This is a genomic window from Kribbella sp. (assembly GCF_035687465.1).
In the GTDB taxonomy this organism is placed as follows: Bacteria; Actinomycetota; Actinomycetes; order Propionibacteriales; family Kribbellaceae; genus Kribbella.
On sequence record NZ_DASRXP010000374.1, the window covers coordinates 18315 to 36539 of the forward strand.

18 protein-coding genes are annotated in these 18225 nt (G+C 68.0%); 8 read left to right on the forward strand and 10 right to left on the reverse strand.

Annotation, left to right across the window (positions count from 1 at the left end):
* Positions 1 to 12: 12 nt before the first annotated feature.
* The 4 genes from VFG33_RS19640 to VFG33_RS19655 are packed head-to-tail and all read left to right on the forward strand — an operon-like array spanning position 13 to position 4025.
* Positions 13 to 990, forward strand: a complete 978-nt coding sequence (locus VFG33_RS19640; RefSeq protein WP_325054361.1) for a carbohydrate kinase family protein — start codon at positions 13 to 15, stop codon at positions 988 to 990.
* Between the two features lie 4 nt (positions 991 to 994).
* Complete coding sequence (locus VFG33_RS19645) at positions 995 to 2281, forward strand: ABC transporter substrate-binding protein (protein ID WP_325054362.1); 1287 nt, start codon at positions 995 to 997, stop codon at positions 2279 to 2281.
* Entirely contained in the window at positions 2278 to 3210 is a 933-nt protein-coding gene (locus tag VFG33_RS19650; protein ID WP_325054363.1) for a carbohydrate ABC transporter permease, read from the forward strand. Before VFG33_RS19645 ends, VFG33_RS19650 begins: the two co-directional genes overlap by 4 nt.
* Positions 3207 to 4025: a carbohydrate ABC transporter permease gene (locus tag VFG33_RS19655; RefSeq protein ID WP_325054364.1), complete on the forward strand. Its 819-nt coding sequence runs from the start codon at positions 3207 to 3209 to the stop codon at positions 4023 to 4025. The genes VFG33_RS19650 and VFG33_RS19655 overlap by 4 nt, the downstream gene beginning before the upstream one ends.
* Here the strand turns inward: VFG33_RS19655 and VFG33_RS19660 are convergent.
* Together VFG33_RS19660 and VFG33_RS19665 are read right to left on the reverse strand one after the other, a co-directional pair.
* On the reverse strand, positions 3991 to 6360 hold the full coding sequence (locus tag VFG33_RS19660; RefSeq protein ID WP_325054365.1) for a caspase family protein: 2370 nt from the start codon (positions 6358 to 6360) through the stop codon (positions 3991 to 3993). The two genes, VFG33_RS19655 and VFG33_RS19660, sit on opposite strands and share 35 nt — an antisense overlap.
* A 1-nt stretch (position 6361) precedes the next feature.
* Complete coding sequence (locus tag VFG33_RS19665; protein ID WP_325054366.1) at positions 6362 to 6745, reverse strand: hypothetical protein; 384 nt, start codon at positions 6743 to 6745, stop codon at positions 6362 to 6364.
* A 130-nt stretch (positions 6746 to 6875) separates the two neighbouring features.
* Between VFG33_RS19665 and VFG33_RS19670 the strand changes: the two genes are divergently transcribed.
* The 3 genes from VFG33_RS19670 to VFG33_RS19680 all read left to right on the forward strand — a co-directional run bounded on the left by VFG33_RS19670 (position 6876) and on the right by VFG33_RS19680 (position 9386).
* A complete protein-coding gene (locus VFG33_RS19670) occupies positions 6876 to 7070 on the forward strand; it encodes an NfeD C-terminal domain-containing protein (protein WP_325054367.1) in 195 nt (64 codons plus the stop codon).
* A gap of 36 nt (positions 7071 to 7106) precedes the next feature.
* Complete coding sequence (locus tag VFG33_RS19675; protein WP_325054368.1) at positions 7107 to 8459, forward strand: flotillin family protein; 1353 nt, start codon at positions 7107 to 7109, stop codon at positions 8457 to 8459.
* Between the two features lie 141 nt (positions 8460 to 8600).
* Positions 8601 to 9386, forward strand: a complete 786-nt coding sequence (locus VFG33_RS19680; protein ID WP_325054369.1) for a peptidoglycan DD-metalloendopeptidase family protein — start codon at positions 8601 to 8603, stop codon at positions 9384 to 9386.
* A gap of 117 nt (positions 9387 to 9503) precedes the next feature.
* On the opposite strand, the gene VFG33_RS19685 is transcribed toward VFG33_RS19680, so the two are convergent.
* The 5 genes from VFG33_RS19685 to VFG33_RS19705 form a co-directional block, all read right to left on the reverse strand.
* Entirely contained in the window at positions 9504 to 9716 is a 213-nt protein-coding gene (locus tag VFG33_RS19685; protein ID WP_325054370.1) for a trypsin-like serine protease, read from the reverse strand.
* Positions 9713 to 10627 (reverse strand): alpha-lytic protease prodomain-containing protein, encoded by a 915-nt coding sequence (locus tag VFG33_RS19690; RefSeq protein ID WP_325054371.1) that lies wholly within the window; start codon positions 10625 to 10627, stop codon positions 9713 to 9715. Before VFG33_RS19690 ends, VFG33_RS19685 begins: the two co-directional genes overlap by 4 nt.
* A gap of 148 nt (positions 10628 to 10775) precedes the next feature.
* Positions 10776 to 11414 carry a LuxR C-terminal-related transcriptional regulator gene (locus VFG33_RS19695; RefSeq protein WP_325054372.1) on the reverse strand — a complete coding sequence of 213 codons (639 nt, stop codon included), beginning with the start codon at positions 11412 to 11414 and terminating at the stop codon, positions 10776 to 10778.
* Positions 11405 to 12637 carry a sensor histidine kinase gene (locus VFG33_RS19700; protein WP_325054373.1) on the reverse strand — a complete coding sequence of 411 codons (1233 nt, stop codon included), beginning with the start codon at positions 12635 to 12637 and terminating at the stop codon, positions 11405 to 11407. Before VFG33_RS19700 ends, VFG33_RS19695 begins: the two co-directional genes overlap by 10 nt.
* A 175-nt stretch (positions 12638 to 12812) precedes the next feature.
* Positions 12813 to 14195, reverse strand: a complete 1383-nt coding sequence (locus VFG33_RS19705) for an N-acetylmuramoyl-L-alanine amidase (RefSeq protein ID WP_325054374.1) — start codon at positions 14193 to 14195, stop codon at positions 12813 to 12815.
* 236 nt (positions 14196 to 14431) lie between these two features.
* Here VFG33_RS19705 and VFG33_RS19710 point away from each other — a divergent pair, with 236 nt between their 5' ends.
* Positions 14432 to 15388 carry a hypothetical protein gene (locus VFG33_RS19710; protein ID WP_325054375.1) on the forward strand — a complete coding sequence of 319 codons (957 nt, stop codon included), beginning with the start codon at positions 14432 to 14434 and terminating at the stop codon, positions 15386 to 15388.
* A 90-nt stretch (positions 15389 to 15478) separates the two neighbouring features.
* Here VFG33_RS19710 and VFG33_RS19715 read toward each other — a convergent pair whose 3' ends face one another.
* The 3 genes from VFG33_RS19715 to VFG33_RS19725 form a co-directional block, all read right to left on the reverse strand.
* Positions 15479 to 16600, reverse strand: coding sequence for an amidohydrolase family protein (locus tag VFG33_RS19715; RefSeq protein ID WP_325054376.1), 1122 nt, complete (start codon positions 16598 to 16600; stop codon positions 15479 to 15481).
* 25 nt (positions 16601 to 16625) lie between these two features.
* Positions 16626 to 17657 (reverse strand): lytic transglycosylase domain-containing protein, encoded by a 1032-nt coding sequence (locus tag VFG33_RS19720; RefSeq protein WP_325054377.1) that lies wholly within the window; start codon positions 17655 to 17657, stop codon positions 16626 to 16628.
* 364 nt (positions 17658 to 18021) lie between these two features.
* Positions 18022 to 18225, reverse strand: a 204-nt coding sequence (locus VFG33_RS19725; RefSeq protein ID WP_325054378.1) for a hypothetical protein, incomplete at its 5' end; no start/stop codon positions are given.

Consider the following 18225-nt stretch of genomic DNA (forward strand, 5'->3'; position numbering starts at 1 on the left):
AGTGTGGCGCCGATGAGTGAGCTGGACGTGGTCGTGTCCGGCCTGGTCTTCCAAGACCTGGTGCTCGGGCTGCCCACTGCTCCGCGGCCGGGCACCGAGGTCTGGGCGACAGCCTCCGCGGAGAGCCCGGGCGGGATCGCCAACTTCGCGGTGGCACTGACCCGGCTCGGCCTGCGGACCGGCCTGGCCGCTGTCTTCGGCAACGATGACCTCGGCAACCGTTGCTGGCAGCAACTGGAAGTCGCCGAGGGCATCGATCTGACGCTTTCCCGCAAGCTCGACGGCTGGCAGACCCCGCTCACGGTGGCCCTTGCCTATGACAACGACCGGGCCCTGGTCACCCGCGGGACCCCTCCCCCGCTGTCAGCCGACGAGCTCCTCACCACGCCGCCGGCCGCCCGGGCCGTCGCCGCCCACATCGGTCCCTGGCCGAACGAGTGGCTCGCCAAGGCGAAGGCGGCCGGCAGCGTGGTGTTCGCCGACGTCGGCTGGGATCCCTCCGAGCAGTGGGACCCGGCTGTCCTCGATCAACTGGAGCACTGCGACGTGTTCCTCCCGAACGCCGGCGAAGCAATGCACTACACCCGTACTACGACCCCGTCCGAGGCGATGGACAAGCTCGCCGAACGGGTCCCGATCGTCGTCGTTTCGGACGGGGCGAACGGCGCCCTGGCGATCGACACCGGCACCGGCGAGCGCGTCGCAGTACCGGCTGTCCCCGTGCTGGCGGCGGACACCACCGGGGCGGGTGATGTGTTCGCCGCCGGGTTCATCGCTTCCACGTTGTGGGGGCTGTCCCTCCAAGAGCGGGTGCGGTTCGCCGCGCTGACGGCGGCGCTGTCGGTGACCCGGCTCGGTGGGGCCGACGCGGCGCCGAGCTGGGCCGACCTTGCCGCCTGGCACCAGGAACATCCAGAAGACCAAACCCTTGCCGCGCTGCTCAGCGCACACTCCGGAAGCGCTCCCCTGCGCGACCAGTCAGGAAGGTAGAACCATGGAGCTCTCACGTCGGACGCTACTGGCCGGGGGCTTCGCAGCCATGCTCGGCGGCACAGTGGTCGGCTGCTCGTCCAGCATGGACAGCGGAACCACCAAGAAGAATGCCACCGGCAACATCGCCTTGTGGTGCTGGCCGGGCGGTCTGGGCAAGTCCGTGCTCGACGACACGATCGCGCACTTCCCCGACCAGCACATCAAGTACTCCGAGATCGGCGGCGACTTCAAGCAGAAGCTGATCACCACCTTCAACGGCGGTACCTCCATTCCCGACATCACCGGGGTGAAGGGTGAGGACATCGCCTCGCTGCTGCCGCAGGCGAACCGGTTCGTCGACCTGAAGACGATCGGCGCCGACTCGATCCTGGGCGACTACCTGGAGTGGAAGGTCAAGCAGGCCACCACGCTGGACGGCAAGGTGATCGGCATCCCGATCGACATCGGCCCGACCGCGCTGTTCTACCGCGAGGACATCTTCACCGCCGGCGGGCTTCCTGGTGATCCCGCCAAGGTGGCCGAGCAACTGAAGACCTGGGACGACTTCCTGGCCGCCGGGGTCGAGCTGAAGAAGTCCAACCCAAAGGCGTTCATCGTCGCCGACGCCGTGGACATGTACGGCACGGTCGTCAACCAGGGCACGGCTCGCTACATCGACAAGGACAACAAGTTCATCGGCGACCAGGACCACATCCGCAAGGCCTGGGACACCGCGGTCAAGGCGATCACGCTGAAGGTCGACGGCAAGACCCTCGGCGGTACGCCGGACTGGAACGCCGGCCTCGACCAGGGCACGGTGCCCACCGTCACCGGCGCGGCCTGGGTCGCGCTGGACATCAAGGCCGCCTGCAAGACCAGCGTCGGCAAGTGGCGGGTCGCGCCGACCCCGAGCGGCCCGGCGAACTTCGGTGGCTCGTTCCTCACCATCACCAGGAACGCCGCCGACCCGGCCGCCGCGCTCGAGGTGATCAAGTACATGCTCAGCCCCGACAACGAGGCCAAGGCGTTCGCGGACGCGCAGATCTTCCCGGCCGCGCCGGCGGCGTACGACAAACCGCAACTGAAGGCGGCGGATCCGTTCTTCGGCGGCCAGGTGCCGATCGACGTCTTCGGGCCGGCCGCGAAGGCCATCCCGATCGCCTACGAGGCTCCCCTGGACAGCGCGATCGCAGTACCGTTCACCGACGGTCTGAAGCTGGTCCAGGTGGGCAAGAAGTCGTCGGACGCGGCCTGGGCGGAGGCTGTCTCGAAGGCGAAGCAGATCGGCAAGCGTCAGGGCGTGCAGTGACGCTGACCGCGACCGCACCGGCGAAGGCGCCCCGTACTGCGAAGCCTCGGCGCCGGCGCAGCGTCTGGTCGTACTGGCGTTTCTACCTGGCGCTGTCGCCGTTCTACCTGATCTTCCTTGTCTTCGGGTTGTACCCGGTCGCGTCGACGATCCTGCTCGCCTTCCAGAAGTGGGACGGGCTCGGCCCGCGCCAGATGGTCGGCCTGCAGAACTTCAGCTTCCTGATCGAGGACAGCACCTTCTGGCTGGCGCTGTGGAACACGGTCGTGCTGTTCTTCATGTCGACCGTGCCGACGCTCGCGATCGCGATGGCGCTCGCGGTGATGCTGCACTCCGCCGTACGGCTCAAGGGCGTCTACCGGATCGCGTACTTCATCCCGAACATCACCTCGCTGGTGGCGGCGGCGATCTTCTTCGCCGCCGTCTTCAGTACCAACTTCGGGCTGATCAACTCCGGGCTCCGCGCGCTCGGGCTGCCTACCGAGGACTGGCTCGGGGAACCGTGGGGGATCAAGATCGCGATCTCCACGATGATCATCTGGCAATGGACCGGCTACAACACGATCATCTACCTGGCCGGGTTGCAGGCGATCCCGACCGAGCAGTACGAGGCGGCCAAGGTGGACGGCGCCGGGCCGTTGCGGACGTTCTTCTCGATCACCCTGCCGCAACTGCGGCCGGTCGTGCTGTTCACCGTGGTCATGTCGACGATCGGCGGTCTGCAGACCTTCACCGAACCGCAGGTGATGGTCGGCAACAACGGCGGTACGGGGCAGAGCGGCATGACGGTGGTCATGTACTTCTACAACCAGGCCTTCTTCAACAACGACTACGGGTACGCCGGAGCCATTGCCCTGAGCATCTTCGCGCTCGTGCTGCTGTTCACCGCGATCAACTGGAAGCTGCTCGGCGGAAGGGGCCGGTCATGAGATGGCGCGGGGTGCTCCTCCACCTGGCGCTGGCGATCGCCGGCGTGGTCTGCCTGTTCCCGTTCTACTGGACGCTGGTGATGGCGACCAACACGACGGCCGACATCTACCGGTTCCCGCCGAAGTTCACCTTCGGCTCGCAGTTCGACGACAACGTCCGCGCAGTACTGGACAACGTCGCGTTCTTCCAGTCGATGGGCAACACCCTGGTGGTGGCTGTCTCGACGACCTTGCTGGTGCTGTTCTTCGACTCGCTGGCGGCCTTCACCTTCGCGAAGTTCCGGTTCCCGGGGCGGAACGTGTTGTTCGTGATCCTGCTGGCGACGATGCTGCTGCCGGCCCAACTGGGTGCGGTACCGCAGTTCCAGACGATGGCGGCGTTCGGCTGGGTCGGTTCACTCAAGGCCCTGATCATCCCGGCGGCGGCGAACGCCTTCGGCATCTTCTGGTTACGGCAGTACTTCCAGAACTCGATCCATGACGAACTGGTCGAGGCGGCCACGCTGGACGGCTGTGGGTTCTTCGGGGTCTACCGGCATGTAGCGCTTCCGTCAGCGCGGCCGGCGTTGGCGTTCCTGGGGATCTTCACCTTCGTGGCTTCGTGGAACGACTACTTCTGGCCGCTGATCGTGCTGACCAACCCCGATCACCTGACCCTGCAGGTGGCGCTGTCGTCGCTGAACCGCAGCCACGGCGTCGACTACAGCATGGTGATGACGGGCGCGCTGATGGCGATGATCCCGCTGATCGTCGTCTTCATGATCTTCGCCCGCCAGTTCATCAAGGGCGCGACCGAGGGCGCCATTCGCGGCTGATCGAGGCGAAGTGCCGAGGAGCCGCGAAGGCTACGGCCACCACGATCAATCCGTTGCCGAGCAGGGCGGTGAGGAAGACCGGCGCCGCCCCGCCCTCGGTCAGGGCGGGAAGAGTGGAGACCACGCAGATGAGCGCGTACATCACTGCGGTCGCGGTCAGCCACCTTCCCGCGACCGCATCCGTGGCAGCCAAGGCGAGCCAGGCGAGCCCGACGGTGAGGACGGGCTCCAGCACCGCAAGCTTGGTGACGGTGAAGAACGAGACCCCGTCGCCATCCTCGATCGCCGAACTGACGAAGAGCAAGATGCCGCCGGCAACGACCAGGACGGCAGCCGGTCCCTGCACCGGCCACAGCGGCCAACGCTTCGGCCACAGGACAACAAGTATGACGGCGGACATCACGGCGGCGACCGCTGTTGCCGCAGTCCAGACAGTGGTCTCCACGTAGGAGATGCCAGCGCCCAGGACCAAGACACCCTCCTCGATCACAGAGACCGCACAGGCCAGGACGACACCCAAGGCGAGAGGGGCCCATCGCCCGGACCACCGCGCGACCAGGCTTGCGATGAGGGCAACGAACGAGGCGAGGATGAGCGGGTCTGTCCAGCGCCGATACACGTACCACCCGGTGTTCGACTCGTCGTACCAGAGCTTGCGTGAGTCGACGGCTCCCGGCCAGTTCAACCGAATCTGCAACAGAGCACCCACAGCCAGCACCCCAACCACCCACCACGGCACAACCCCCGAGCCAGCCGCCGGCGGTGCAGCTGCCGGCGACTGCCCTGCAGGCGTTGGAGACTGCAGCGCGGCTGCCTGTAGCTGCGGGGCGGGGGCTTCGACCTGCGGTGCAGGCGCCTGCGGCTGCGGCCCAGAGGCTTCGGTCCGCGGCGCGGACGCCTGCTGCGGGACGGCGGTGGGCGCTGCCAGCGATGCCGCCACAGCTGCCGGCGGGGCGGAGGGCTCCGGTGCGGGGGTTTCCGTCTGTGGTGCGGACGTTTGCTGGGGGACGGAGGTGGGCGCTGCTGCCGATGCCGCCATGGCCGGCGGTTCGGGGATGGGCTCGGGCGCGGGTTCTTGGGTGGGGGTGGGGACTTGGAGGTGGAGGGGGATTGTGTGTTCGCCGGTGGGGCCCGTGAGGATTACTGAGGACTCGTGGGGGCCGGGGGTGGGTGGAGAGGCGATCACGCGGATTGTCGCGCCGAGTTGCTCGATGCGGATCCAGGGCGCGCCTGGCGATGCCACGGCGGTCAGGGCTAGCGGCGGTCCCTCCAACTGGAGTTCGCCTTCCGCGTGACCCTCGACGGCCGTGCCGAGGTCCAGCTCCGTGGGCGTCGCTCGCGGAGTGGCCAGCGCGATCGAGCGGCTTGCCGCCTCGGACACCTTCCGGCTGTCGTCATCGAGCATGCGATGCAACGCCTGCCAGGCGGCGTACGCCTGGCCGAGATCGGACTCGTCCAATCGCTCGCGCAGATAGTCGACGACACCGAACCTTGTCGCCGGCAACGGACTCTCCATTGCCTCGAGCAACTCCGGCGCCAGCGGGGTCGGAGTGATCCGGCGGACCCGGCTGCGCGCGATCAGCAGTTCGCCCTGGGACCCGAAGGTCCACATCTGCGGGTTCTGGTTCGGCGTCACGCGGTGGACCCGATCGGTGACGAACCCGACCAGTTCGGTGAGTCCCACCCAGCCGTCGCCGTCGCGATCAGCCTCACCGGTGGTCAGACCGTCCACCACGGCGCCGGTGAACACCGACGGCGCCGGCTTCGACGCATCGGTCGCCAGCTGACCGCCCTCGAACGCGTACTCCATCGCGCTGGAAGCCGTCACGATCACCCGCCCACGCCCGCCGCCCACGCGTTCCTGCCCGGCGAACGCATCCCGCACCTGGGCTTCACCGGCCGCCCGGACGACCATGCCGCGCGGGAACGCCCCGCCGTAACAACAGTCGAGGAACAAGGCGATCCGCTGCGCGCGGCTGTCGGCCATCTGCCGGTTGACGAAGTCGGCGGCGACCGCCGTGGACGCGAGCCGGGTCGGCTTGGTATCCGCCACGGCCAGGAACAGTTCGCCGGCCGCGTTCTTCAAACCGTGGCAGGAAAAGTGCAGCAACAGCAGATCCTCCGGCGCCCGGTCGGCGAAGAAGTCCTCGACGGCGTACCGGATCGCCTGCGCGGACTCGTTCTGCAGCACCGTGACCTCGAAGCCGCCCACCGACGGGTCGCCCAGCGCGTCGGCCAGCGCGGCCGCGTCCTGCGCAGGCGCCACCAGCCGGCGCAGCCCCGGATCGGCGTACTGGTCATTCGCTATCACGAGCGCGGTTCGCGTGCCGTCCATCTCATGCGTCCGTCCCCGAGTGCTTCTTCACCCAGGCGTCCACAAGCTGCTGCTGCACCGCGTCGCTGGCACCGACCAGCTCGATCACGTCCCCGTCGATCGATAGCTTGACCGTCCGTCCGCTGCCGGATCTGCGAAGCCAGGCACGGACGACGGCTACGACCGCCCCGACGGCCTGCAAACCAGGTCCCATCGAAACCGTCAGCAGGCCGGCGACCGCGGCGAGACCGCCCCGCGTCCCCTCCGGCGCCTCGCCCTCGCGGTACGGCTCGACCGACCGGACATCGAGCGCGAGCAACTCCTCCCGCAGCATCAGCGCCAGCTCCTCGAGCCGCGCCTCGTCGGAACCGTCCTCGACGACCCCCACGCGAACTTCCGCCCCCATGACCCCTCCCCCAACCCCCAGGCCGCGCGTCGACCCCTCAACCATGCTCCCGAGCCGAGCCGACCACAAGGCGTGACGGACGATAGGGTTCGGGAACTGGAGCAGGCGGTCTTGCGTCGGAGGGGACGTCATGGTGGGCAAGCGGGGACGCGTGATCGGCCGGATCGCGCCGGGGATCGTCGGCGAGGTGATGTTGCCGGTCCGCGGTGCCACCGAGGCCTTCTACGCTTACCCCGCGGCCGACGAGGTGATCGAGGTCGGGACGCCGGTCGTGGTGGTCGAGTTCGATCCGCCACGCACGGTCTACGTCGCCCGCGCCTTCTGAGCCTTACATATCGACGCAGTGTTCCCTGGAGGGGAAATGCCCTGGACGTACCTGATCGCCGGCGCCATCGCGCTGGTGGTCCTCCTGCTCCTGTTCCGGATGGTCTGGCGGGTGGCGGAGCCGAACGAGGCCCTGATCATCTCCGGGCTCGGCGCGCACTCGAGCACCGAGCAGATCAACGAGACGCTCGGCTTCAAGATCGTGGTCGGCCGCGGCACCGCAGTACTGCCCGGCTTCCAGACCGTACGACGGCTGCCGCTCGACATCCGCGCGACTCCCCTGACGGTGACGTGTGTCTCCAGCCAGGGGATTCCCCTGCACATCAAGGGCGTCACGGCGTACAAGGTCGGTGACGACTACGGCTCGATCGCGAACGCGGCACGTCGGTTCCTGGAGCAGAGCGACGAGCAGGTGATGTCCACGATCCACGAGTTGTTCGCCGGCCACCTGCGCGCGATCGTCGGTTCCACCACGGTCGAGGAGATGCTGCACGACCGGGAGACGCTGACCACGAACATCCGTGGCTCGCTGGCCGGTGACATGGAGAAGCTCGGGCTGGTGGTCGACTCGCTGCAGATCCAGGAGATCGACGACGAGTCCGGCTACATCCAGAACCTGGGTCGTCCGCAGGCCGCCGCCGTCGAGGCCGCGGCCCGGATCGCGCAGGCCGAGCGGGACCGCGAGGCGACCGAGCGCGAGCAGGTCGCCGCCGCGGCGAAGGCAGCCGCAGTACGGCAGAGCTCTATCGCGCAGGCCGGTTATCAGGCCGAGGTCGACCAGGCGAACTCGAAGGCGTCGCAGTCCGGTCCGCTGGCCGAAGCGTTGGCCCGCCAGCAGGTTGTGGTCGCCGAGACCGAGACCGCGAAGCTGAATGCATCGCTGGCCGAGAAGCAGCTCGAGTCGAGCGTGCTGAAGCCCGCGGACGCCGAGGCATACAAGCAGCGCACGCTGGCGACCGCGGCAAGGGATGCGCAGATCGCGGCGGCCGAGGCACAGGCCCGCGAGGTCACCCTGCGCGGTGAGGCGCAGGCGAAGGCGACCGAGCTGAACGGTAAGGCCGAGGCGCTTGCGGTTCAGGCGAAGGCGATGGCCGAGGCGGCCGGTATCAAGGCCCGCGCCGAGGCGCTGGCCACCAACACCGATGCGGTCGTCGCACAACAACTGGCCGAGGCCTACCCGGAGATCGTCCGTGCGGCCGCGTCGTCCTTCGAGAAGGTCGGCAACATGGTCGTGCTGAACGGTGCCCAGGGCATCGAGGACACCCTCGTGAAGACCATCACGATGGGTGGTTCCGGCTTCGCGCTGGCCAAGCAGCTGATCGAGTCGCTGAACACCAAGCCGAACGGTCAGACCCCAACGCTGGAGCCTGTGAAGGACGAGACAGCCTGACTATTCGACCCCAGGTTAATCACTAACCTGATCTGAGTTCGGCTGGTTCCTTGCTGACGTCCGGTGCGCTACCTTGAGGCTCGTCACTCCAGGCGTCACGGACATCACCGCCCGTGACCGGTCGCTTAGGGACTGATCATCGTGCCGCTCAGACGAATCCTCGCTGTGCTGGCCTGTCTGCTGCTCGGTGCCGCCACTCTGGTGGCGGTACCGACGCAGGCCCAGGCCGCCCCCAACTTCAAGGCCCCGTTCCCCTGTGGTCAGCGCTGGACCTACAGCCACCACTCGGCCGAGGTCCGCCGAGCCCTCGACTTCGTCCGCGCCGACGGCGGCACCACCAACGGGACCCCGGTCCTCGCGTCAGCCGCAGGTACGGCGTACCGGTTCTCCCAGCCCAGCGGAGCCGGCAACTACATCGCCATCGAGCACGGCGGCGGCTGGAAGACCTACTACTTCCACCTCTCCTCGTACTCCGTCGCCAACGGGGCGCAGGTCTCCCAAGGGCAGCAGATCGGGGTGACCGGCAGTACCGGCAACTCCTCCGGTCCGCACATCCACTACGAGCAACTGCTCAACGGCGTCGGCCAGAACATCGTCATCAACGGCTCCGGTCTCGCGTATCCCGGCTCGTACAACCAGTACTACCTGACCAGCGACAACGGGTGCGGCGGAGGCGGTGGCACCAACTTCATGACCTGGGGATCCGGTATCAACGTCCGGTCGGACGCCAGGCTGAACGCCTCCGTGGTGACCACGCTGGCCGGGCCGACCTCTGTCTGGGTGCTCTGCCAGAAGCAGGGCGACACGGTGACGGCCGAGGGCTACACGAACAATTGGTGGTCCAAGCTGCGCGACCAGGGCGGCTTCATCACCAACATCTACATCAACCACCCAGCCGCCCAACTCCCCGGCGTCCCCCTCTGCTGACCTCCCCTCTCTTGCATCCTTCGGTCCCACTTCGCCCTTCTCGGAAGGCGTGGTCTGTGTCACCGACGTCTCCCGAGAAGGGCGAGGTGGGACCGAAGGATGCGTGAGGGGGTGGAGTCAGGCGGTGTGGAGGGTTAGGCCGTAGGTGGAGAGGATTTCGTTGACGGGCTGGAACCACGTTTCGCCGCCGCTGCTGCAGTTGCCCCAGCCGCCCGAGGTGACTCCCTGGGCCTGGTCGCCGGTGATGAAGGAACCACCCGAGTCGCCGCCCTCGGCGCAGACGTTGGTCTTGGTCGCGCCGTAGAACAGCGCGCCGTTGCCGTAGTTCACCGTCTCGTTCTTGGCCAGGATGGTGCCGCAGTGCCAGTGGGTGGTGGATCCGCTGCGGCAGACCGACGTACCGACGGGTGCTTCCCACGAACCGCGGACCAGTTGGTCGCTGACCTGGCCCCAGCCGAGGACGACGGGCACGGTCCACCAGCCGCTGTCGATCTGGACCCAGGCGAAGTCGTTGCCGGGGAAGGACGACCCGCGGACACGCCCTGAGCCGAGCCGTCCCAGCCGCTCGTCCTGGCGCCGGCGCCGGAACAGTGCCCCGCGGTGACGAACCCGCCGTGCACCGAGAAGCCGATCGAGCAGCGGACGTTGCCGGTGTAGTACGGGTCTCCCCCGACCGTGCCGGCGGCGAAGGTGCGCGGGGCTTCGGCCACTACTTCCCGGACAGTGACAGTTCCTGCCTTGGCGACTTTGTTGACGAAGGCATCGACTGCTGCGGAACGCTTGCCTGCCTGAACGTTGACTACCACGCTGCCGGTGCGCGGATCCGCGGCCCAGCCACTGACAGCGGCCGGTACGGACTTGCCAGCAAGCTTGTCGACGGCAACCTTCCGCTGATCGAGCGCCGCTGCCGTCACCGGTACTGCGGCAACGTCAGCGCCCGTGGCTCGTACAGCAGCCGCCTGGTCCTGCGTCGTGAGGCCGACCACCAACTTCTGCTTGGCAGTGTCGTACCAGGCGCCTCCGAAGGCGGCTCCAGCAGCGCGCTGTGCGGCGGGGACCAGTTTGGTCGCAACCGATTCGGCTTTGAGACGTTCCTGGACCTGCGGCTTGGTCAAGCCCAGGTCGTCCTGCATCGCGTTCGTCTGACGGGGCACGGCGAGCTCTGGTTCAGGACCGGCTGCCGCTTGGGCGGGAACGTCGACCACGCTCACGACGTGCGTGGCGGCCACCAGGATCTTCATTCGGACTCTCCTCACCTCGGGGCGGTTGGGGTGCGGTGAGAGCGCTCTCGCGACACAGCGTGCTGGATCTACCACGGTCCGTCAAGAGCTGATGCCGACGTTGTCAGCGGGCAACCGCTATCCCTGCGGCAGCCGTGTCCGGAACCGGTCAGAGCCCGAGGTGAGCCAGTACTGCGAGGACGCGGCGGTGACCCGAGTCGGTCGGGGGAAGGTCGAGCTTGAGGAAGACGTTGCCGACATGCTTGTGCACAGCGCCTTCGCTGATCACCAGCTTCTGGGCGATCGCGGTGTTACCGAGGCCCTCGGCCATCAGTGCGAGTACCTCGCGCTCACGGGGTGTCAGCCGTTCCAGCGGATCGCTCCGCCTCACCATCAGCTGACTGACCACTTCCGGGTCGAGCACGGTTCCGCCGGCCGCGACCCGGCGTACGGCCTCGATGAACTCGTCCACCCGCGAGACCCGGTCCTTGAGCAGGTACCCGACTCCCTCGCTGCCGGCGGCCAGCAGTTCCGCCGCGTACACCTCCTCGACGTACTGCGAGAACACCAGCACCGGCAGTCCCGGCCGGACCCGGCGAGCCTCGATCGCCGCGCGCAGACCCTCGTCGGTGAAGGTGGGCGGCAACCGTACGTCGACGATCGCAATGCCGGGCTCGTACTCCGCGACTGCCTTGGCGAAGGCGTCCGCGTCACCGGCGACTGCGGCCACCTCGAACCCAGAGTTGCCCAGCAGCAAGCCGAGTCCCTCGGCCAGGATCGGGTTGTCCTCGAGGATCACTACTCGCACGGCAGGATCACCTCGACCGTAGTAGGCCCGCCGATGGGGCTCTGCAGTCGCATGTGACCGTCGATCGCCTCCACCCGGTGCACCATGCCATGCAGGCCACTCCCCCGGTTCAGCAGGTCGGCCTTGTCGTTGACTCGCGCGCCGCCGATCCCGTCGTCCGTGACGGCCAGGTAGAGCTCCGGGCCACGCCGCTCGAGCAGTAGGTCGACATGCCCGGCCGCGGAGTGCTTGGTGATGTTGGTCAAGGACTCCGCGACCACGAAGTACGCGGCGGCCTCCACGGAGGCGGGGACAGCTCCTAGCTCACCGACCCGCAACTCGACCGGGATCGGGCACCGGGCGGACAGGGCCGATACCGCTCCCGCCAGACCACGGTCGGCGAGGATCGGCGGGTACATGGTCCGCAGTACGCCGCGCAGCTCCGTCATGGCCTGCTCAGCGCCATCGCGGGCGTCGTCCAGCAGCTTCGCGGCCTTCTCTGGATCGTCGGCCATCGTCTGCTTGGCGATACCGATGCGCATGGCAAGGGAGACCAGCTGTGCCTGAGTGCCGTCGTGCAGGTCCCGCTCGATCCGGCGCAGCTCCGCCCCGTGCGAATCGACAGCACCAGCACGGGTCCGGGTCAGCTCCTCAACCCGCGCGGCCAGCCGGGCAGTCTCCAACTCGGATGCGCTCGGGGCAAGCAACTGCCGGACAGCCTGCGCATGTCCCCTCGCTACAGCTGGCGTTACCCACTGCAGCATGGCCAGACCAGTGAGGATCTGCAGAGGACCGAGTGTCAGCGATTCGAACCAGCTGTCGACCTTGAGACCCATCAGGTTGAAACTGCCTGGCTGCAGCTGCCACAGCGCCATACTGGCGACCGCCGCGGGCGCAGCGATGAGTGCGAGCATCGCGATGACCAGCTCGGGGATGACCACCAGCGGCATCAGCAGGATCCGCAGACTCCGCCGGAAGGCTTCGTCCCGGAAAAGCGCGACCACGTTTCCCGGACGGCGAGGCGCCGCTGCAGGCAGCGCCGACTCCGGCGTGAGCCCGAGGTACTTCGATGCCTCGTCGTGCTCCCGGTTGGCCAGTCGGACCAGGGTTGCGGTGACGTTGGGGCTCCACCAGCCCAGCAGCAGGCTGATCGGAATCACTGCCAGCAGCGAGATGCCCATGAAAAACCGGATGAGCAGGTACTTACACGCCGGCCAACCCTTGTGCAGGATCTTCGTGAGCATCGCAGGAACCCTCTCGTAGTCGTCACCACGATCCTGCGACAACGGAGCCCTCACCGTCGGTACAGCAGGCTCTACTCTTCACCCGGGCGTCCCCTGGATCGTAGCGAACCTCAAAGTCCGCTGCGTCCGAAGAACCTTGGGCTATAGCGCAAGGTTCTTCGGACGCAAGCGGGTGTCAGCAGTCGGGGACTCCGGGGAGTTTGGCTGCTGGGTAGTCGATGTAGATGTTGGTCATGTAGCCGCCCTGGTCGCGGAGCTTGGCCCACCAGTTGTTGGTGGTGCCTTCGGCCGTGACGGAGTCGCCCTGCGTCTGGCAGGTGACGAAGACCTGGGTCGGGCCGGGCAGCTCCAGCAGGATCGTGCCGTTCAGCCTCGGCGTGGCCCGCACCCGGACGCCGGCGCCGTAGGTGGTGAAGTTGTACGTCGGCGGGTTCGGGTTATCGCCGTTGACCAGCTGCATGTAGTAGGTCCAGTTCCAGTTCGGACCCGGGTCGGTGTGTGTCTGGTTGGGCAGCTCGACGTGGCCCTTGATGTGCGCGCGGTCCTTCGGGATGCCACGCCGGTCGGCGATGTTCCTGGTCACCGCGGCCGACGAGCGGTACATGGCGTCGGTGAACCAGGACGGCTGATCCACGAAGCCCTCGTGCTCGAGGCCGATCGTGTACGGGTTCGCGGTGCCCACGTGCCAGGCGGTGTCCTTCTCGGCGACCATCTGCGTGACCTGGCCGTCGCTGGACCGGATCACGTAGTGCGCGCTCACCTTGGCCGAGGCGTTCTTGAACCAGCTGATCGTGCCGGCGTACGAGCCTTGCGTCACGTGGATGACGATGGTGGAGATGGCAGCGGTCCGGCCGACCCGGTAGTTGCTGGAGATGGCCGGATTCCAGATCGCGCCCGGGTAGTCGACTGCCGCGATCGACTGCGGAGTACGGGTTCCGAGGGGCGCTACGTTGGCGTACTTGCCGCGGTCCGGGGTGACCTGCTTCGGGTCGATGCTGACCCCGGCCGCACCGACACCGAGGCCGATGATCCGGTAGACCTCGTCGGTGTAGAGCCGGGCGGTCGGACCGTCGGCGGAGTGCGAGTACTGCGCGACCACGGAGTACCACTTGCCCAGGTCCTTGCGGGCGGATCCCGCCAGCCCGACCTGGTCGGCGTACGAGTCGAGCACGGCCGCGGCGCCCTGGATGTTCGCCGTTGAGTCCTTGGCGAGCTTCTCGACCGGCAACCCGGTCAGCTTGCTCGCCTCGGACATGGTCGGGTTGGTGGGGTTGCTGGCCAGGTGCATCAGGCCGTAGCCGTTCGCCTGACTCGGCTCGCCGTTGTGCCCGTCGAGGTGCGACTCGGCGTACCCGATGCCGACCAGCACCTCCCGCGGTACGTCGTACGAGGTGGACGCGGACTGGAACGCCTTGGCGAGGTCGCCGGGCAGCGCGGAGCCGACCGGTTCGGGCGGTGGGGCGGCGTTGGTGGGGAGTGCGCCGCTGAGCGCGATCGCTCCGGCGGCTGCGGCGGCGAGCATCGCGGTCAGTCTGGTCATGCGGGCGGTCTGACCCATCGGGGTTTCCTTCCCATCTGACGTCCGCGCGCGCCTCCCGCGGCAGACGTCCCGCCGAGGGGCGTCGGCAGGTGCAGCTCACGGTAGGGCAATAAGTTCCGCACAGGCCAGTAGTTACGTGAGTATTTCCCCGTCACCGGGTGAAATTGTCCTGTCACCCGCAGGTGAACTCTGGGGAACCCCCGATATCCACAACCGCGACGACACTTGCGGCCGATTTCCGTCAGCCTGGTCCGATGGATTGGTGGTGGCAGCAGCAGCTCGACGCGGAAGGCATCGACGTCCTGATTCACACGCAGGACCGGATCGTCTCCCGTCCACAGCTCCTTGCCGCAGACTGGTCGCAGACCGAGATCCGCCGGCGGCTCCGACGCAGAATGTGGCAGACGGTGCACCCGGGCGTCTATGCGACCCACACCGGCCCGATCGGGCACGATGCTCGCCTGCTTGCCGCACTCCTGTACGCCGGACCCGAGGCAAGTTGGAGCCACTATTCAGCGGCGGAACAACTCGGCCTCATCCGCGTCGATGATCAGCGGCCCATCTATCTGACAATTCCGGCTCACCGCCGGGTCCAGACGCAGCCCGGTTTGCGACTGCACCGATCGAGACATTGGCAGGAACGCGTCGGCAGGGTCATCCCACCGCGAAGCGAACCAGCGCACGCAGTACTGGACATCGTCGACATCTCGGAGTCTCTCGACAACGCGGCCGCAGTGATCGCCGAAGCTTGCCAGAGTGGTCGCGTCAGCGCCGCGGCGATCGCCGACGCCCTGAGAACCCGGGTCGGCCTCCGTTACCGGCGCGAGTTGCAACCGGTCCTGTCCGACGTCGCCGCCGGATCTCATTCATTGCTGGAGCTCCGCTACCTGCGTGACGTCGAGCGCCTCCACGGGTTGCCAGCGGGTAGACGTCAGCGCAGCGTCGACAACGAGTTCACCGACGTCGCCTATCCGGAGTTCGGGCTGGTCGTCGAGCTGGACGGGCGGTTTCATCTGCGCCCGGACCGGCGCTGGCGCGACCTTGCCCGGGACAACCGCGCCACACTTCGGGCGGAATCGACTCTTCGCTACGGCTGGCATGACGTGACCAGTCGCGTGTGCGAGGTCGCAGTACAGGTGCTGCAGGTGATGCGTCGCACCGCACCACGGACTCCCGCAACGCCCTGCGGCCCGACCTGTCCGGTCAAGTAGGCCGTCGCCCTGCACGGCGTGGAGGAAAATGGCCGCTCCGTAGCAAATTTCTTCCACGCAGTGCAGGAGCGACGGAACTCGGCCGAGGGATCAGCCGATCAGGCGGCCGCGGAGGATGATTTGGCGGGGGTGGGCCAGGATGTCGGGGTTCTTGCGGGGGTCTTCGTCGTAGACGACCAGGTCGGCTGGGGCGCCCGGAACCAGCTCGCCGGGAACGCCCAGCCACTCCCGCGCCGACCAGGATCCGGCGGCCAGGGCCTGCTCGCCGGTCATGCCGATCGTCGTCAGCGCCTTGATCTCCTGGGCGACCAGACCATGCCCGAGGACGCCACCCGCGTCCGTCCCGGCGAACACCGGTACTCCGGCCTCGACCGCGGCACGCAGGGTGCTCAGCCGGCGGTCGTACAGGTCGCGCATGTGAGCCGCGTAGCGCGGGAACTTCTCGGCGGCCTGGTCGGCGTACATCGGGAAGCTCTCGAGCTGCAGCATCGTCGGCACCACCGCAGTACCGGTCTCGGCCATCCGGTCGATCATCTCCGGCTGCAGGCCGGTGCCGTGCTCGATGGAGTCGATGCCGGCGGCAAGGAGGTCCGGGAGCGCGTGCTCGCCGAAGACATGGGCGGCCACCCGGGCGCCGAGCTCGTGGGCCCGGGCGATCGCCGCGTTCAGGGCCTCCGCCGGCCAACAGGGCGTGAGGTCACCCGACTCCCGGTCGATCCAGTCGCCGACCAGCTTGACCCACCCGTCGCTGCGGCGGGCCTCCTGCTCGACGTACGCGACCAGTTCCTCCGGCTCGATCTCCCAGCCGTAGTTGCGGATGTAGCGCTTCGAGCGGGCGATGTGACGGCCGGCCCGGATGATCTTCGGCAGGTCCTCGCGGTCGTCGATCCAGCGGGTGTCCGAGACCACGCCGGCATCGCGGACCAGCAGCGCGCCGGCGTCGCGGTTGGTGATGGCCTGCTGCTCCTGGGTCTCACGGTCCACACCGCCGCGCTGGTCCAGGCCGATGTGGCAGTGCGCGTCGACCAGACCGGGCACGATCCAGCCGCCGGTGCTGAGGGTGACTGTGCTTGTACCTCCCCCACCCCACCGCCCCGGTCGACTGCCAGCAGCGGGCCGGTCGATGACCAGCCCGCCGCTGAGGTGGAGCTCCTGCTGCTCGCCGGCCGGCAACACCGTGCCGACGAGTCTGAGTACGCCGGTTGCGGTCATACCGCCGACCGTAACCGGGAAGGGCTCAGCCGTGCGAGCCGCTGCCCTGGGTGCAGGGAGTGGGGTTCGTCTCGCTCGCGCAGGGCGAGCCGGTCGGGGTGTCGGTCGGCGTCGGCGTGGGAGTCGGCGTCGGTGTCGGTGTGGGGGTCGGCGTCGGCGTCGGGGTGGGCGTCGGCGTCGGCGTGGTCGGCTTGTCCGTGGGCCGGTCGGTCGGCCGGGTCGTCGGGTGACCGGTCGGCGTTTCCTCGACGGGCTCCGGGATCGGCGGCTTGGTGGTGCCCGGCGTCGGCCTCGGCTTCGGCGTGGCCGTTGCCTTGTCGTCCGGCACGTCCGGCACATCCCGCGGATCGACCTTGCGCTCGGCGTTACCGGCCGGCTTCGGGTTGGACAGGTTGCCCTTCGCGTTCGGCACCAGTACGGCGCTCTTGCTGTAGACCCGCATCCAGCGCAGCACGGTGGCCACGAAGTCCTTGGAGTGCTGGTACCGCAGCAGGGCCGCGACCAGGTCCCGCGGCCGCTTCAGGTCGTCCCCCTCCGAACACAGGTAGACGGCGACCGTGGTGACCGCGTCGTACACGTTGTTCGGGTTGCGGTAGGTGTCGCCGTTGCCGTCGGCACCGAACTCGCTCCACACCCCCGGGATGATCTGCATCGGGCCGACCGCACGGTCCCAGGCGAGGTCGGCGTCGTACCGGCCCTTGTCGGTGTCCTTGATCTTGCCGGTGCCGCTCTTGCCGTTCAGCACCGGACCGAGGAGCTTGCCCCGCGTGGTGCCGGCCACGTCGACCCGGCCGCCGCTGGCGTGGTTCGACTCGACCTTGCCGATCCCGGCCAGCAACGGCCAGGTGAGCCCACAGTTCGGGCGGACCACGGCGAGATTCGCGGTGGCCCTGCGGTACGCGGGGAAGACCCCGCGGGGGATGCCGTTCACCGATCCGGCCCGGCCTGGCCGGACCACGGCACTGCCGTCGGTCGCACCCTGGACGGGCACATCGGCGCGGGCAGGCTTGTCGGATCCGATCCGGCCGTCCACTCCTGGACGCTGTGGCACGATCATCGTCAGTTCGTCGAATTCACCGCTGTTCAGCCCGGCCCCAGGCGATGGGGCGACCGGACTGTCCGCCGCGAGCTGGCCGGAGGCACCGGCTCCACCCGAGGCGACTGTGACGATGGCCCCTACCAGGAGGGGGGCCGTGCACAGTGAAGCGATGATTATTTTGACCCGACGGTTTCCACTACGGGTTAGGCGCATAGTTCCCACAACGACCCATACGCCAGAAAGTTACATCAGATCGACGCAAAGTTACCTGAGCCGGTAACGCCCCGTAAAAGGGTCACTCAGGGCGCGCTCAACCCCGCCCGTACTAGCCTCACTGGGCGCTGTGGATCGTCCGAGAGCGGAGCCCGCCGTGATCCCGGCCTCAGGCGGCCGCCAGGCCGCGAACCGTGGCTCCGGTCAGGGGGTTTCGGAGGCCGAAGCGGTGGAAGGGGTCGTGCTCTGGGGGGCTGGCGCCGGCGTGCAGGTCGGGTTCGGATCCGGGGTCGGCGTCGGATCCGGAGTCGCCGTGGGGGGATCGCACTGCGGCAGCGGCGTCGTCGGAGGCGTCGGCGACGTGGTGGTGGGT

Bases quoted from the DNA above. Each gene is read 5' to 3' on its own strand.
- VFG33_RS19670 (WP_325054367.1), top strand. From the start codon at position 6,876: ATGGTGGGCAAGCGGGGACGCGTGATCGGCCGGATCGCGCCGGGGATC.
- VFG33_RS19640 (WP_325054361.1), top strand. From the start codon at position 13: ATGAGTGAGCTGGACGTGGTCGTGTCCGGCCTGGTCTTCCAAGACCTG.
- VFG33_RS19720 (WP_325054377.1), bottom strand. From the start codon at position 17,657: ATGATCGTGCCACAGCGTCCAGGAGTGGACGGCCGGATCGGATCCGAC.
- VFG33_RS19715 (WP_325054376.1), bottom strand. From the start codon at position 16,600: ATGACCGCAACCGGCGTACTCAGACTCGTCGGCACGGTGTTGCCGGCC.
- VFG33_RS19710 (WP_325054375.1), top strand. From the start codon at position 14,432: ATGGATTGGTGGTGGCAGCAGCAGCTCGACGCGGAAGGCATCGACGTC.
- VFG33_RS19700 (WP_325054373.1), bottom strand. From the start codon at position 12,637: ATGCTCACGAAGATCCTGCACAAGGGTTGGCCGGCGTGTAAGTACCTG.
- VFG33_RS19660 (WP_325054365.1), bottom strand. From the start codon at position 6,360: ATGGACGGCACGCGAACCGCGCTCGTGATAGCGAATGACCAGTACGCC.
- VFG33_RS19665 (WP_325054366.1), bottom strand. From the start codon at position 6,745: ATGGGGGCGGAAGTTCGCGTGGGGGTCGTCGAGGACGGTTCCGACGAG.
- VFG33_RS19655 (WP_325054364.1), top strand. From the start codon at position 3,207: ATGAGATGGCGCGGGGTGCTCCTCCACCTGGCGCTGGCGATCGCCGGC.
- VFG33_RS19675 (WP_325054368.1), top strand. From the start codon at position 7,107: ATGCCCTGGACGTACCTGATCGCCGGCGCCATCGCGCTGGTGGTCCTC.
- VFG33_RS19690 (WP_325054371.1), bottom strand. From the start codon at position 10,627: ATGAAGATCCTGGTGGCCGCCACGCACGTCGTGAGCGTGGTCGACGTT.
- VFG33_RS19645 (WP_325054362.1), top strand. From the start codon at position 995: ATGGAGCTCTCACGTCGGACGCTACTGGCCGGGGGCTTCGCAGCCATG.
- VFG33_RS19705 (WP_325054374.1), bottom strand. From the start codon at position 14,195: ATGGGTCAGACCGCCCGCATGACCAGACTGACCGCGATGCTCGCCGCC.